This window comes from Actinomadura sp. SCN-SB (assembly GCF_043906805.1).
In the GTDB taxonomy this organism is placed as follows: Bacteria; Actinomycetota; Actinomycetes; order Streptosporangiales; family Streptosporangiaceae; genus Spirillospora.
Window position 1 is genome coordinate 1 of record NZ_JBIMPP010000112.1, and the last position, 14,182, is coordinate 14,182.

Consider the following 14,182-nt stretch of genomic DNA (forward strand, 5'->3'; position numbering starts at 1 on the left):
ACTCATCGCCGGGATGTGAGGCCGGCCGGTGCCGGGACGGCGGAGTGCGGCTACCGGCGGGTCACGGGGGAGTAGGGTGAGCGCGCGGTTACGCTCGTGGGCTTCACGGGGTACCCGTGACAGTCCCGCGGCGACCCGTGCCGTGTTCACGCAGAGCCCGTGCAGAACCGTGCAGACACTGAAGGACCCGAAGGACCCGCATGCGCCGTCGACTCTCCTTTTCGCGCGCGACCCCGGTGCCCGCCATCGCCGCCGTGCTCGCCGTCCCGCTGCTGCTCGCGGGGGGCTGCTCGGGGTCGGGCGATGATGTGGGGGTCTCGGTCAAGGGGGCGTTCGGCTCCCGGCCGGAGGTGAGTTTCCCCGAGGAGGCGCCCGGGGCCGGGCTGGCGGTCAAGACGGTGGCCGGCGGCCGCGGCGCCGAGGCGCGCAAGGGCGACCTGGTCGTGGCCGACTACGTGGGGTACCGGTGGAACAAGGACGGCAGCAAGCTGCTGGCCAACAGCTACATCACCGGGCGTCCGGGGGCGTTCCCGACCGGACGGCTGGTGCCGGGGCTGGAGCGGGCGCTGGCGGGCGCGAAGGTCGGCAGCAGGGTCGTCGCCAAGATCCCCCCGAAGGACGGGTACGGCGACAGGGGCGCCATGCAGCACCAGGTCGGCGCCGGTGACACGCTGCTGTACGTCCTGGACGTGCGCGCGATCTACCCCGGGTCGGCCGCGGCGCGGGGCCGGGCGCAGCCGCTGAACGATCCCGGGCTGCCGAAGGTCGGGGACGCGCGGCCCGGCCAGGGCCCGTCGGTGACCGTCCCGAAGACGGCGCCTCCCAAGTCGTTGCAGGTGCGCACGCTCATCGAGGGGCAGGGTGCGCCGGTCGCCAAGGGACGGCTGCTGGCGCTCCAGTACGTGGGGGTGTTCTGGCGGGACGGGAAGGTGTTCGAGTCGTCGTGGAAGGCGGGGCGGCCCTACGCGGCGACGATCGGCACCGGCCAGGTGATGAAGGGCTGGGACCAGGCGCTGGTGGGGCAGCGGGTGGGCAGCCGGCTGCTGCTGGTGGTGCCGCCGTCGCTCGGGTACGGGAAGCAGGGCCTGCCGCAGGCGGGCATCAAGGGCGACGACACCCTCGTCTTCGTCGTCGACATCCTCGGCGCCCACTAAGGCGCCAAGGCGCCTGTTCGGGTCCCCGCGGCCTTCTAAAGCGCATGCTGGTTGTTCTTAGTATGGCCGGGTGGAGGACATCGAGGCGATCGCCGTGCTGCGGGATCCGGTGCGGCGGCGGCTGTACGAGTACGTGGGGGCGCAGGACCACGAGGTCAGCCGGAACGAGGCGGCCGAGGCCGCCGGTGTCCAGCGCACCCTGGCGGCGTTCCACCTGGACAGGCTGGTCGAGGCGGGGCTGCTGGAGACGGTGAGCCGCCGCCTGACGGGCCGGTCGGGGCCGGGCGCGGGCCGCCCGGCCAAGCTGTACCGGCGGTCGGGGGAGGAGCGCGGGGTGTCGGTGCCGCCGCGCGACTACCGGACGGCGGCGGGGCTGCTGGCGGAGGCGGCCGAGGCCGCCGGGCTGGACGCCGAGCTTGCGGACGCGGCGCGGCGGCACGGCGCGGAGCTGCGCGAGCGGGCCGGGGGCCCCTGCGGCGGCCTGGAGGAGGTCGCGGCGCTGCTGGAGCGGCGCGGTTACGAGCCGCGGATGGACGGCGGGGTGCTGCGCATGCGCAACTGCCCCTTCCACGCGCTGTCGGAACGGTTCCCGCCGCTGGTGTGCGGGATGAACCTGGCGTTGCTGGAGGGGCTGCTGGAGGGCTCGGAGGCGGTGCGGGTGCGGATCGACGCGCGGCCGGGCTGGTGCTGCGTCGTGGCCGGGCCTTCTAAAAACAATGAGGATTGACATAGACATCAGGGGCGTGGTGGGCTGGGCGCATGCCCGGTCACCGCTTCCATCTCGCCCAGTTCAACGTCGCGACCCTCCGGTTCCCGCTCGACCATCCCGACATGGCCGGCTTCATGGCGCTCCTGGGTCCCCTGAACGCGCTCGCCGACGGCACGCCCGGGTTCGTCTGGCGGCTCGTGGAGGAGGGCGCGCCCGACGCCACCGCGCTGCGCCCCCTCGGCGCCGACGTGATCGTCAACTTCTCGGTGTGGGAGGGACGCGAGGCGCTGTGGAACTACGTGTACCGCAGCGCGCACTTGGAGGCGCTCCGCCGCCGCCGCGAATGGTTCGAGCGGCACGTGAAGCCGCACCTGGTGCTGTGGTGGATCCCCGCCGGGCACATCCCCTCGCTGGACGAGGGCGTCGAGCGCCTGGAACTGCTGCGCGCCGAGGGGCCCTCGCCGCGCGCGTTCACCTTCCGCGACTTCCACGCGCCACGGGACGCCGGCCGCGGCGGCGTCCTCACCACGTCATGACCTGAGAGATGCCCTGAAAGCCGCGTCACAGAAGGGTCGCGGTGTGGCGCCCGGCGGCCCCCGCGGTGAGGAAGTAGGAGAGGTCGGCGTCCAGGCGGCGTCCCATAGTGGACATTCGCACGCCCCACTCCTTCTCCGCCTCGCGCAGCTCCTGGCGCAGGCCCTCCACGGTGACCGGGACCAGGTCGTGGCGTTCGCCGAGCGTGGCCGCCTCCCCGGCGACCCGCGCGCCGAACGCGCCGCCCAGCTCCGGCACCACGATCTGCGCGCGGGCGAGCGCCACCCGGCCGTAGGCGGTGAGGCTGTGGTGGGACACCCCCTGGTGCCGCTCCCGGGCGTCCGCCTCGCTGACCCGCAGGGACCCCACCGGGCGCCCCGACAGCACGGCCGCCGCGTTCACCGCCTCCCCGGCGGACACCCCCGAGAACCCCCAGGTCGTGCCCGTCCCGAGGTTGCCGGGGCCCTGCGCGACCACGATCACCTCGGCGTCCAGCACCAGCCGGGCCGCCAGCAGCCCGCTGTGGACGGTCACCGCCTCCAGGTCGCCGCCGAACGCCTGCCCGGCGGTGACGGCCCCGGCCAGCGCGCCCGCCTCGCGCAGCCGCGCGACCGACATCGAGAACCAGGCGGGCAGCGCGCCGCCGTCGGTCATCACGTACACCACGCGGGTGCCCGGACGGGCCGCCAGCAGGCCCGCCAGGATCGGCGGCAGCGCCGAGTGCAGGTCCGCCACGATCACCGGCGTCCCGTCCAGGGAATCGGCGTCGCGCAGCAGCGCGTGGTGCGGGGAGTCCTGCTCGTCGGCGCCCAGCACCGTGGCCTGCAACGGCGTGTAGCGGGCCTTCACCATGTGCCCCGGGCCCGCGGGATCGGGCGGGAGCCGGTCGGGCACGGCCACGACGATCGCGTACCCGCCGGTGCCCAGTCCCAGCGCCAAGGCCGTAGTGTTGAGCAGGACGGTGTCGCCGGGTTCGGGACGGCCCACCAGCGCCGGGTAGGCCAGAGCGCGGTGCGTCCCGTCGTCCCCGATCGTGACGTCCAGCTCGACCGCCCCCGGCCATTCGCGGCGGATACCGTCGACCGTGCCCTCGCGCCATCGGATCACAGGGAAACGGTAGCGTCCTGGGACGGTCGCGGGCGGGCGGTATGACGGCCGCGCGGCACCAAAGATCGTGAAAAGGACCGGGAGGACCCCGGGAAACGGGACAATCGGCTGAGGGCCCCGCCGGGGCCCGCGGACGGCGCGAAGGCGGGAGGTGGCACGTGTCGCGGCGCAAGACCGAGCGGCTGCTCAACCTGGTGGTGTGCCTGCTGGCCACGCGGCGCTACCTGACCGCCGAGCAGATCCGGCGGGCCGTCCCCGGCTACCCCGGCTCCGACGAGGCGTTCAAGCGGATGTTCGAGCGCGACAAGGAGGAGCTGCGCGAGCTGGGCGTCCCCCTGGAGGTGGGCAGCGACCAGCCGGGCGGCACCGGCGAGGAGATCGGGTACCGGATCCCGCCGCAGGCGTACGAGCTGCCCGACATCCACCTGACCCCCGACGAGGCCGCGGTGCTCGGCCTGGCCGCGCGGGTGTGGCAGCGCGCCAGCATGGCCGACGCCGCCTCCGGCGCCCTGCTGAAGCTCCGTGCCGCCGGGGTCGAGACCGACCCCGTGGGCGCCGGGTCCGCCATGGCGATCGAGCCGCGCCTGGACACCGGTGAGCCCGCGTTCCCCGCGCTGTGGGAGGCGGTCCGCGACGGCCGCCCCGTCGCCTTCGACTACCAGGGCGTGGGCCGCACCGCCTCCGCCCGCCGGCACCTGGAGCCGTGGGGCGTGGTGAGCCGCCGCGGCCGCTGGTACGTGGTCGGGCACGACCGCGACCGCGGGCAGACCCGGGTGTTCCGGCTCAGCCGCATCACCGGCGAGGTGGTGCCCGACGGGCCCGCCGGGTCCGTCACCGTCCCCGAGGGCGTGGACGTGCGCCGCATCGCCTTCGACTGGGAGGACCCGGTCAGCGAGCCGCGCCCCGCGACGGTGCGGCTGCGGGTCGGCGCCGCCCAGGGCCCCCGCCGCTGGGCCAAGGACGTGCGTCCCGTCGGCGACGGGACCTGGGACGAGGCCACCCTCACCTTCCGCGACACCGACCGCTTCGCGCCCTACCTGGCCAGGTTCGCCGACGACGTGGTCGTCCTGGACCCGCCCGACCTGCGCGACGCCGTCATCCAGCACCTCAAGGCCGCCCTCGCCGCCGGCGGCGGGCCGGGGGAGGACGGCCGCGACGACGAGCCCGAGATGAGCCCCACATGACCGCCAAGACCGCCGCCACCACCTCCACCGGCCGCCTCGCCCGGCTGCTGGCGCTGGTGCCGTACGTGGTGAACCGCGACTCGGTCGCGCTGGAGGAGGCCGCCGAGGCGTTCGGGATCACCCAGAAGCAGCTGATCGACGACCTCAACCTGCTGTGGTGCGTGGAACTGCGCGCCCCCGACCCCTACTGCCCGATCGACCTGTCCTACGAGGGCGGGGAGATCACCGTGACCGAGGCCGAGTCGATCGCCCGGCCCCTGCGGCTGAAGGTGGACGAGGCCAGCGCCCTGCTGGTGGCGCTGCGCATGCTCGCCGGCATCCCCGACCTGCAAGACCGCGACGCGCTCAGCCGCGTCATCGCCAAGCTGGAAAGCGCCGCCGGGGCCGCCGCCCAGGCCGCGGGCAAGGTCGCGGTGGAGGTCGACGCACGCGGCGACACGCTGCGGCGGCTGCGCGAGGCCATCGGCGACGGCCGCCGCGTCCACCTGTCCTACTACGTGCCCGCCCGCGACGAGAACACCGAACGCGACGTGGACCCCATGCGGCTGCTGGTCGTGGAAGGCAACACCTACCTGGAAGGCTGGTGCCGCCGCGCCGAGGCCGTCCGCCTGTTCCGCCTCGACCGCATCACCGCGCTGCGCCGCCTGGACGTCCCCGCCCAGGTCCCCGCCGAAGCCGAGCCGCGCGACGTCGACGCCGGGCTCTTCCGCCCCTCGCCCGGCGACACCCCCGTCACCCTCGAACTCACCCCGCAAGGCCGCTGGGTCGCCGACTACTACCCCTGCGACGAGGTCACCGAACTGGGAGAGGGGCGCCTGCGGATCACCCTGCGCACCCCCGACACCCGCTGGATCCGCGGCCTCGCGCTGCGCCTCGGCGACCAAGGCCGCGTCGTCGCCCCCGCCGACCTCGCCGACGACATCCGCGCCGACGCCGCCCGCGCCCTCAAACTGTATTTCTAGGCTCCAGCGAGCTGCGCTCCTCGCCTTGGCGGCTCGCTGCGCGATCAGATTCCTCGCAGGCACGGAACCTGCCTTCGGACGCGATCGCAGCGCTTGGGCGCCGATCGGGGCCCGGGGTGACGGCCAGGGTGGGGCAAGCGGCTGATTTTCGGATACCGTGGCTCGGGTGACATGGGGCGGGGTGTCGGTCGTGCTGGGCTTCGCGGGCCTGGCCGTCCTGGGCGTGTGCTCGTTCAGGGTGTACCTGGGGGTGCGGCGGCTCGCGCGTGAACTGGAGCGGGCCCGGAGGCGGCTGCGGCCCCACCATCGCGAACTGCGCGATGAACTCCACGCGCTGCGAGAATCCCGCGAGACACAACCGACCGATGACGGCGTACGATCGTCGTAACGCACCACCACGCACCACGCTGCTGAAGAGGACTCACATGCCGAACATCGGGACCCCCGAACTGCTGATCATCCTGCTGGTCGTCGTGCTGATCTTCGGGTCGGCCAAGCTGCCGCAGCTGGCGCGCTCCCTGGGCAAGTCCGCCCGCATCCTCAAGGCCGAGACCAAGGGGTTGCGCGAGGACGACGACGACAAGGACGACGGCAAGGCCGCGCCCGCCGTGCAGGACGTTCCGGCCGCCGACGCCCGTGAACGCGCCGCCCGGCTGCGCGAGGAAGCCGCCAGGCTGGAGCGCGAGGCCGGCGTCGACCAGGCCGCCCCGGCCCGCCGCCAGGGCGAGCTGCCCTCCGGCGAGCCGATCGAGGGCGTCCCGGTGTCGGACTACAAGGCCCGCAAGAGCTCCTGACCGGGTCCGGCCCGGCCGGCGTCCCCTGATCAGGGCGCTGACGGCCTTCGGTCCGACCCCCCCGCCTGCGAACGCGACCCCCTGCGACGAGACCGACCGGATCCAAGAGCTGCCACGATGAAGCTGACCACACCGCGGGCCGCCGACCCCGAGGGGCGCATGCCCCTGATGGACCACCTGCGGGAGCTGCGCAACCGCCTCCTGAAGGCGATGCTGGCCATCCTGATCGGCACCGTCATCGGATGGATCCTCTTCGGCCCCGTCTGGGACTTCCTCAAGGAGCCCTACTGCGCCCTGGACGCCTCCAAGGACCTCAACGGCCACTGCTCCCTGGTGGTCAACGGCATCTTCTCCTCCTTCTTCCTCCGGCTGAAGATCGCCTTCATCCTCGGGCTGGTGATCTCCTCGCCGGTGTGGCTGTTCCAGCTGTGGGCGTTCGTCGCGCCCGGCCTGTACCGCAAGGAGCGCCGCTGGACGTACGTGTTCATGGGCGCGGCCATCCCGCTGTTCCTCATCGGCACCGCGCTGGCCTACGTCACCGTCGACAAGGGCCTGTCGATCTTCCTGGGGTTCGTGCCCGACGACGTGGCCGCGCTGATCACCGTGGACCACTACCTCGGTTACGTGCTGGCCATGCTGCTGGTGTTCGGCCTGACCTTCGAGCTGCCCCTCTTCGTGGTGATCCTCAACCTGGCCGGTGTGCTCAGCTCCGCGCGGATCCGCCGCTCCCAGCGCATGATCGTGTTCGGGATCTTCGTGTTCTCGGCCGTCGCCACCCCCAGCGCCGACCCGTTCACCATGCTGGCCCTGGCCCTGCCCACCGTCCTGCTGTTCGAGGTGTCGGCGCTGCTGGCCTTCCTCAACGACCGCCGCCGGGCCCGCCGCCCCGACCCCTACGAGGGCCTGTCCGACGACGAGGCGTCCCCGCTGGACCTGGACGCCATCGACGCCGAGCTGGAAAAGGGCGAAACCTCACGCTGACCGCCCGAATCCGCCCGTCCCCAGGCCCTCCCGCCCCCATGGACCCCGTGAAGGTCCAGGTGGGCGAGCCCCGAATTGGGTATCGGGCCGTGACTGAACGTAGGCTCGAATCATGACCACGCCCGACACGCAGTCGGCAGCCGGGTCCCCGGCGCAGCGGTACTCCGCCTACCGCGCCCGCACCGCCGGGAACGGCCCCGCCCTCCTGGACTTCCGCACCCTGTACGACTTCGAGCTCGACGAGTTCCAGCTCGAGGCGTGCCGGGCGCTGGAGGGCGGCAGCGGCGTGCTGGTCGCCGCGCCCACCGGCTCCGGCAAGACCGTGGTGGGGGAGTTCGCCGTCCACCTGGCCCTCACCGGCGGCGGCAAGTGCTTCTACACCACCCCCATCAAGGCGCTGTCCAACCAGAAGTACGCCGACCTGGTCGCCCGGTATGGGGCGGCGAAGGTGGGGCTGCTCACCGGCGACAACAGCGTCAACGGGGAGGCCCCGATCGTCGTGATGACGACCGAGGTGCTGCGCAACATGCTCTACGCCTCCTCGCCCACCCTGTCCGGGCTGGCGTACGTGGTCATGGACGAGGTGCACTACCTGGCCGACCGGTTCCGCGGCGCCGTCTGGGAAGAAGTGATCATCCACGTGCCGGACTCGGTGCGGATCGTGGCGCTGTCGGCGACCGTCAGCAACGCCGAGGAGTTCGGCGAGTGGCTGCAGGCCGTCCGCGGCGACACCGCCGTGATCGTCGACGAGCACCGGCCCGTCCCCCTGTTCCAGCACATGATGGTGGGCACCCGCCTGTACGACCTGTTCGTCGACACCGGTCCCGGGAAGGGCCGCGGCGGGAAGGGCGCCGACCGGCCCGCGCGGATCAACCCGCAGCTCCAGCGGATGGCCGTGGAGGAGGTCCGCCGCGCCAAGATCAACCAGGGGCGGCGGACGGGACGGCGCCGCGCGCCCCGCCCCACGCGGTTCCGGCCGCCCTCGCGTCCCGACGTGGTGGAACGGCTGGACCGGGCCGGGCTGCTGCCCGCCATCACCTTCGTGTTCTCCCGCGCCGGCTGCGACACCGCCGTCCTGCAGTGCCTCAACGCCAACCTGCGGCTCACCTCCAAGGAGGAGTCCGAGGAGATCCGCGCGCACGCCGAGCTGCGCACCGCCGACATCTCCGCCGACGACCTGCGCGTGCTGGGCTACGACGACTTCCTGGCCGGGCTGGAGCGCGGCATCGCCGCCCACCACGCCGGGATGCTGCCCACCTTCAAGGAGATCGTCGAGGAGCTGTTCACCCGCGGGCTGATCAAGGTGGTGTTCGCCACCGAGACGCTGGCGCTGGGCATCAACATGCCGGCCCGCACCGTCGTGATCGAAAAGCTCGACAAGTGGAACGGCGAGGCCCACGTCGACCTCACCCCCGGCGAGTACACCCAGCTCACGGGGCGCGCCGGGCGCCGCGGCATCGACGTGGAGGGGCACGCGGTGGTGCTGTGGACGCCCAGCGTCGACCCCGGCTCGGTCGCCGGGCTGGCCGGAGCCCGCACCTACCCGCTCAACTCCAGCTTCCGGCCGTCGTACAACATGGCCGTCAACCTGGTCGGCGCCGTCGGCATCGAACGCGCCCGCAACCTGCTGGAGGAGTCCTTCGCCCAGTTCCAGGCCGACCGCGCCGTCGTCGGGCTGGCCCGGCAGGTCCGCAAGAACGAGGAGGCCCTGGAGGGCTACGCCAAGGCCGCCGAGTGCGACCGGGGCGACTTCATGGAGTACGCCGCGCTGCGCCGCCGCCTGTCCGACCGCGAGGCCGAGGTGTCCCGCGAGCGGTCCTCCTCCCGCCGCGCCGAGGCCGCCCGGTCCCTGGAACACCTGCGGCCCGGCGACGTCATCCTGGTGCCGTCCGGGCGCCGCTCCGGCGCCGCCGTCGTCCTGGACCCCGGTCTGGGCCGCCGCTCCGACGGGCCCGCCCCGCTGGTGCTGACCGTCAACCGGTCCGTGCAGCGCCTGTCGGTGCAGGACTTCCCCCGTCCCGTGGACCCCGTCGAGCGCATCCGCATCCCCAAGTCCTTCAGTCCGCGCAACCCGCAGGCCCGCCGCGACCTGGCGTCCACGCTGCGCAACAAGCTGCCCGAGGACGTGCAGGAACGGGTGCGGGAACGGCGCCGCCACCGCGACACCCCCGCCGTCGAGGACGAGGAGATCGCGCGGCTGCGGGCCGAGCTGCGCGCCCACCCCGTGCACGGCTGCGCCGACCGCGAGAACCACGCCCGCTGGGCCGAACGGTACTTCCGCCTGGAACGCGAGACCGAGCAGCTGCGCCGCCGCGTCGAGGGACGGTCCCAGGTCATCGCCCGCACGTTCGACCGGGTCTGCGCCGTCCTGGAACAGCTCGGCTACCTGCGCGACGGCGCCGTCACCGACGAGGGCCGCCGCCTGGGCCGCATCTACAACGAGCTGGACCTGCTCACCGCCGAGAGCCTGCGCGCGGGACTGTGGAACACCCTCGACCCCGCCGAGCTGGCCGCGTGCGTGTCCGCGCTGGTGTACGAGTCGCGGCAGCCCGACGACGCCGCCCCGCCCAAGACCCCCACCGGCCCCACCCGCGACGCCCTGGCCGCCATGGTGCGGCTGTGGGGGGAGCTGGATGGCGTGGAGAAGGACAACCGCGTCTCCTTCCTGCGCGAACCCGACCTGGGGTTCGCCTGGACCGCCTACCGGTGGGCCAAGGGCCAGGAACTGGACGAGGTGCTGCTGGAGACCGACATGACCGCCGGTGACTTCGTCCGGGCCGTCAAGCAGCTCGTGGACCTGCTCGGGCAGGTCGCCGACGCCTCACCGCCCGACTCCCACGTCCGCAAGACCGCCCGCAAGGCCATGGACGCGATGCGGCGCGGCGTCGTCGCCTACTCCTCGGTGAGCTGAGCCGCCGCGGCCCGCGGGACGGCCCGGTGGGCGGGCGGGCCGTCCCGCAGCCACCGGCGGGCCGGCGCGGCGATCACTGCCAGCGCGGCGATCACGCCGAGCGCCCACAGCAGCCCGCCGCCCAGCCGCTGGTCGGCCAGCGGCGACGACCCCCACGTACGGCCCAGCCGCGTGAACCATGCGGCGGCCAGTACCTCGCCCGAACCCACGACCAGCACGCCGAACACCGTGTGGAACGGCACCACCACCGCCGCCAGCGGGAACCGCGCCCACGGCGGCGGGCGCCGCGGCAGCGGATCCACCCCCGTCACCGGCCACAGGTACGCCAGGCCCGCCATCACGAACACCGCCATCGCCGCCGAATGCACCGCGTGGTCGCGCAACGACGTCTCCAGCAGCGGGGAGAAGTAGAACCCGTGCAGCGACGCCACGAACACCAGCGGGGCCACCACCGGATGGCACGCCGCCGCCATCGCCCGGCTGCGCAGCGCCGCCACCAGAAGCTCACGCGCCGTCCGACCGCCCGCGCCCGGCCGGCGGGGCAGGGCGCGCAGGGCGAGCGTCACCGGGGCGCCCGCCAGCAGCAGCATCGGCACCAGCGCGCTCAGCAGCAGATGCTGCACGACGTGCGCGCTGAACAGCACCATGCTGTAACGGGCCAGCCCCCCGGACGTGGCCACCAGCATCACCGCCAGCCCTCCGTACCACGCCACGACACGGGGCACGGGCCAGGACCGCCCGGCGCGGCGCAGCCGCCGCACCCCGGCCCCGTACAGGACGGCGCCGAGCAGCACCAGCGGCAGCAGCAGCGGATCCGGGCGCCAGTTCAGCAGGAACGCCTCCCAGGACGCCGGGCCCGGCAGCGGGAACCCCAGCTTCAGCGCCACCAGGTCCAGGGTGCCCTGCGGCACCTCGGGCGGAGGCGTCCGCGACAGGCCCGTGGCCAGCGCCATCGTCGCCGCCATGACCACCACCTCGACGGCGGCGATCCGTACGAACACATGACGGCCACGCCGATCCGGCGAGGCTTCCGTCCCTGGCACCGGACGCAGACCGGGGACGCTCACCCGCCGGTGCCACCACCCGAACCCGCCCAGCGCCACCAGTGCCGCCGCCTTGGCCACCACCAGCGCCCCGTACCGGGACCCCACGTCGAACCCGCCCAGCCGCACCCACGCGTTCACCAGGCCGCTCACCGTCACCACCGCGAAGCAGGCCCCCGCCAGGGCGCTGTAGCGGCCCACCACCGCCGGGAACGACCCGGCACCGGCTCGATCAGGGTCGCGGCCGACCGCGACGAGCACCACCAGGCCGCCCACCCACAGGGCGGCGGCCAGCACATGCGCTACCAGGCTGTAGACCGCCCACGCGTGATACGCCATCGCCGTGGCGTGACCGGTGAACACCGGGGGCAGCACACCCGCCAGCGCCACCAGCAGCAGCCCGGCCGCTCCCGACGGCGTGGAGGTCAACTGCGCCAGCACGGCCACCGCCACGGCCGCCAGCGCCACGAGCAGCAGCGCCCGGCCCTGCGGCAGCTCCAGCAGGAACGTGCGCAGCATGTTGCCCGTCACGCCCGTGGTGACCGGCACGCCGAACAGGTCCGCCGCCGAGAACATCACCACGGCCAGCGCCGCCACCGCCCACGCCGCCGCCCACAGCGCCGCCGCCCGCAGATGGCGCCGCACCAGGGCGGCCGGGGCGTCCCCCGGCAGGAAGACCGCCGCCAGGAGCAGCCAGCCCGCCGCCACCGCCGAGCACAGATGCGCCGCCAGCTCCGCGATGGCCAGGCCGCCCTTGGTCAGCGCCCCCGATCGCGTCAGCCCTGGCACCGCCTCCGCGCTGAAAGCCCCGCCGAACCGCACCACCAGCGCCAGCACCACCAGCGAGGCCACCACCGCCCCCGCCCACGGAGCCGCCGGGCGTGCCGCGCCGCCGGGCGCGGCCAAGGGCGCACCGCGTCCGGTGCCCTGGGTGGTGTCGGTCACGTCTGCCCTCACGCGGATGGGGGAAAGGGGCCGTCCCTGCGCTGTACGGGGGGCACGCCCTGGCCGTTCAAGCCACGGCCGTTGAGACCCTGCCCATTCATGGGCTGCCCGTTGAAGCCCTGCCCGTTGGGGCCCTGTCCGTTCATGCCGGGGTCGGCCCACACCAGGCCGTACCGCTTCAGGAACTGCGTCAGTCCCACGCCCGCCTCGGACAGCGTCCGCCCGGTGCCCCGGCACTCCTCGCACGGCACCACCTCGGGGCCCGTCGGGCGCGCCCTGATGTGCTCGTTGATGGCGCGGTCCAACGCCGACACGATCGCGGCGGGCGGCCCCTGGGGCTGCGGCGGGGTGCTGGCCATGATCGGCACCGTGGGCTGCGGGCCCGTCGCGGGACGCGCCGGGCGGTTGCCGGGCACCTGCTTCGGGGGAGGGGGACTCTCCTCCTCGGCCGGTAGCTGCGGCACCGGCTGCCTGCCCGCCCGCGCCACGAGCGCGCGCAGCATGCCCTCGCCCGGGTCGATCTCTCCGTCGTAGAAGTCGTCGCCGTCGATGGGGTACGGGTCGGGCTCGTACCGGTCGTCGGAGTAGCGCTCGTCGGAGTAGCGGGAGTCGGCGTACCAGTCGTCCTTGGGGGAGTCGCCGGGGTAGGGGTCGGTCTGTGACGGGCCGGGGGCGTAGGGCGCCGTCCGGTAGGGGTCGGTGTCGTAGGGGTCACGCTGGGGCGGGCCGCCGTTGCCCCGATTCACCGCGCCGATCTCGGGCGGCGCGGGAGGGGCTGAGGGGACGTGAGGGACTTGAGGGGCACCGTCCCCGGCCGGCATGGTCGCGGCGCGGCGGGCCGCCTCCACCACCCGTACCAGCTCGTCGGTCCGGGCACGCCACGCGCGCCATTCGCGGCTGCGCATGCGACCGGCGCCCCCGCACACGGGGCAGGGGCGTTCCAGCGCGCCCAGAAGCCGGACCCACAGGTCGCCTGCGGCGTCCCCGGTCCCGTCCGGCCCGGTCATCGAAGACCCGAACCCAAATCAAGCCCCCCATCGCCAGCCGAGAGTCGCGGGCCTGCCCCGTTGTACGGGCCGCGATCCGGGCAAGGTTCACTCGTGGATGCGCCCCTACCGTAAAAGGAGGGGCATGGGTGAGAGATGAGGACAAGTATGGGCGAGGGAGACTCCGCGGGCGACCCCTTCGGCGAGGAGGTGGTACGTCGGATAGCGCGGCACATGAACGAGGACCACGCGCAGGACTGCCTCCTCATCTGCCGGGCCCTGGGCGGGCGCCCGGACGCGGGCAGGGCGCGGATGAGCGGCCTGGACGCCGACGGCATCGACTTCGTGGCCACCGTCGACGGCCACGACGTCCCCGTCCGGATCCCCTGGAGCCGGCGGCTCACCGAGCGCGCCCAGGTGCGGCGGGAGGTCGTCCGCATGGCCACCGAGGCGCGGGAGTCGCTGGGTGTCGCCGCGCCCGAGGGTCACTGAGATCACGGTGTTGTTTCCGACGCTCTGTCGGTAAAGTAGCCGACAGTGCGTCGGGAAAACCGGACCGACAGGAGGGAGCCGCGATGAGCCGCCCCGGCCGGGGCTTCGCCGCGGAGCTGCGCGAGGCCACCTGGAGCGACCACGGCGACAACGAGGGCTCCCCGTACATGACCGCGCTGTTCGACGGCCGGCTGGGCCGCGAGGAGTACGCCGCGCTGGTCGCCCAGCTCCACCCCGTCTACGACCTGCTGGAACGGGCCGCCGACGCGATGGCCGCCGACCTGGTCGCCGGGCCGTTCGTCATGGACGGGCTGCGCAGGCGCGAGGCCCTCGAAGCCGACCTGGCCTACCTGTACGGGCCCGCCTGGCGCGACCGGCTC

General features: G+C 73.8%; 14 protein-coding genes. 11 read left to right on the forward strand and 3 right to left on the reverse strand.

Annotated features, from left to right (window positions below):
- The first annotated feature begins 200 nt into the window (after window positions 1-200).
- The 3 genes from ACGWYJ_RS37400 (at window position 201) to ACGWYJ_RS37410 (ending at window position 2,399) form a co-directional block, all read left to right on the forward strand.
- On the forward strand, window positions 201-1,154 hold the full coding sequence (locus ACGWYJ_RS37400; protein WP_395111310.1) for an FKBP-type peptidyl-prolyl cis-trans isomerase: 954 nt from the start codon (window positions 201-203) through the stop codon (window positions 1,152-1,154).
- Window positions 1,155-1,224: 70 nt separating this feature from the next.
- Complete coding sequence (locus tag ACGWYJ_RS37405) at window positions 1,225-1,881, forward strand: helix-turn-helix transcriptional regulator (protein ID WP_395111312.1); 657 nt, start codon at window positions 1,225-1,227, stop codon at window positions 1,879-1,881.
- Window positions 1,882-1,913: 32 nt separating this feature from the next.
- A complete protein-coding gene (locus ACGWYJ_RS37410) occupies window positions 1,914-2,399 on the forward strand; it encodes a DUF3291 domain-containing protein (protein ID WP_395111313.1) in 486 nt (161 codons plus the stop codon).
- Between the two features lie 25 nt (window positions 2,400-2,424).
- On the opposite strand, the gene ACGWYJ_RS37415 is transcribed toward ACGWYJ_RS37410, so the two are convergent.
- The gene (locus ACGWYJ_RS37415) at window positions 2,425-3,504 is read right to left on the reverse strand and encodes a DUF3866 family protein (protein WP_395111315.1); all 1,080 of its coding nucleotides are present in this window, start codon (window positions 3,502-3,504) and stop codon (window positions 2,425-2,427) included.
- Between the two features lie 158 nt (window positions 3,505-3,662).
- On the opposite strand from ACGWYJ_RS37415, the gene ACGWYJ_RS37420 reads away from it, so the two are divergent.
- The 6 genes from ACGWYJ_RS37420 to ACGWYJ_RS37445 all read left to right on the forward strand — a co-directional run bounded on the left by ACGWYJ_RS37420 (window position 3,663) and on the right by ACGWYJ_RS37445 (window position 10,336).
- Window positions 3,663-4,688, forward strand: a complete 1,026-nt coding sequence (locus ACGWYJ_RS37420; protein WP_395111317.1) for a helix-turn-helix transcriptional regulator — start codon at window positions 3,663-3,665, stop codon at window positions 4,686-4,688.
- On the forward strand, window positions 4,685-5,650 hold the full coding sequence (locus ACGWYJ_RS37425) for a helix-turn-helix transcriptional regulator (RefSeq protein ID WP_395111318.1): 966 nt from the start codon (window positions 4,685-4,687) through the stop codon (window positions 5,648-5,650). Before ACGWYJ_RS37420 ends, ACGWYJ_RS37425 begins: the two co-directional genes overlap by 4 nt.
- A gap of 166 nt (window positions 5,651-5,816) precedes the next feature.
- The gene (locus ACGWYJ_RS37430) at window positions 5,817-6,038 is read left to right on the forward strand and encodes a hypothetical protein (protein ID WP_395111319.1); all 222 of its coding nucleotides are present in this window, start codon (window positions 5,817-5,819) and stop codon (window positions 6,036-6,038) included.
- Between the two features lie 37 nt (window positions 6,039-6,075).
- Window positions 6,076-6,444, forward strand: a complete 369-nt coding sequence (gene tatA / locus ACGWYJ_RS37435) for a Sec-independent protein translocase subunit TatA (RefSeq protein ID WP_395111321.1) — start codon at window positions 6,076-6,078, stop codon at window positions 6,442-6,444.
- Window positions 6,445-6,561: 117 nt separating this feature from the next.
- On the forward strand, window positions 6,562-7,425 hold the full coding sequence (tatC, locus tag ACGWYJ_RS37440; protein ID WP_395111322.1) for a twin-arginine translocase subunit TatC: 864 nt from the start codon (window positions 6,562-6,564) through the stop codon (window positions 7,423-7,425).
- A gap of 112 nt (window positions 7,426-7,537) precedes the next feature.
- Window positions 7,538-10,336, forward strand: coding sequence for a DEAD/DEAH box helicase (locus tag ACGWYJ_RS37445; protein ID WP_395111324.1), 2,799 nt, complete (start codon window positions 7,538-7,540; stop codon window positions 10,334-10,336).
- Here the strand turns inward: ACGWYJ_RS37445 and ACGWYJ_RS37450 are convergent.
- Window positions 10,318-12,324 carry a cytochrome c oxidase assembly protein gene (locus tag ACGWYJ_RS37450; RefSeq protein ID WP_395111325.1) on the reverse strand — a complete coding sequence of 669 codons (2,007 nt, stop codon included), beginning with the start codon at window positions 12,322-12,324 and terminating at the stop codon, window positions 10,318-10,320. The two genes, ACGWYJ_RS37445 and ACGWYJ_RS37450, sit on opposite strands and share 19 nt — an antisense overlap.
- An 8-nt stretch (window positions 12,325-12,332) precedes the next feature.
- Window positions 12,333-13,331: a hypothetical protein gene (locus ACGWYJ_RS37455; protein WP_395111327.1), complete on the reverse strand. Its 999-nt coding sequence runs from the start codon at window positions 13,329-13,331 to the stop codon at window positions 12,333-12,335.
- A 147-nt stretch (window positions 13,332-13,478) separates the two neighbouring features.
- Here ACGWYJ_RS37455 and ACGWYJ_RS37460 point away from each other — a divergent pair, with 147 nt between their 5' ends.
- On the forward strand, window positions 13,479-13,802 hold the full coding sequence (locus ACGWYJ_RS37460; protein ID WP_395111328.1) for a DUF2470 domain-containing protein: 324 nt from the start codon (window positions 13,479-13,481) through the stop codon (window positions 13,800-13,802).
- An 83-nt stretch (window positions 13,803-13,885) separates the two neighbouring features.
- On the forward strand, window positions 13,886-14,182 hold a 297-nt coding region (locus ACGWYJ_RS37465; protein ID WP_395111329.1), incomplete at its 3' end, for a biliverdin-producing heme oxygenase.

Bases quoted from the DNA above. Each gene is read 5' to 3' on its own strand.
- ACGWYJ_RS37460 (WP_395111328.1), top strand. From the start codon at position 13,479: ATGGGCGAGGGAGACTCCGCGGGCGACCCCTTCGGCGAGGAGGTGGTA.
- ACGWYJ_RS37455 (WP_395111327.1), bottom strand. From the start codon at position 13,331: ATGACCGGGCCGGACGGGACCGGGGACGCCGCAGGCGACCTGTGGGTC.
- ACGWYJ_RS37425 (WP_395111318.1), top strand. From the start codon at position 4,685: ATGACCGCCAAGACCGCCGCCACCACCTCCACCGGCCGCCTCGCCCGG.
- ACGWYJ_RS37410 (WP_395111313.1), top strand. From the start codon at position 1,914: ATGCCCGGTCACCGCTTCCATCTCGCCCAGTTCAACGTCGCGACCCTC.
- ACGWYJ_RS37400 (WP_395111310.1), top strand. From the start codon at position 201: ATGCGCCGTCGACTCTCCTTTTCGCGCGCGACCCCGGTGCCCGCCATC.
- tatC (WP_395111322.1), top strand. From the start codon at position 6,562: ATGAAGCTGACCACACCGCGGGCCGCCGACCCCGAGGGGCGCATGCCC.
- tatA (WP_395111321.1), top strand. From the start codon at position 6,076: ATGCCGAACATCGGGACCCCCGAACTGCTGATCATCCTGCTGGTCGTC.
- ACGWYJ_RS37445 (WP_395111324.1), top strand. From the start codon at position 7,538: ATGACCACGCCCGACACGCAGTCGGCAGCCGGGTCCCCGGCGCAGCGG.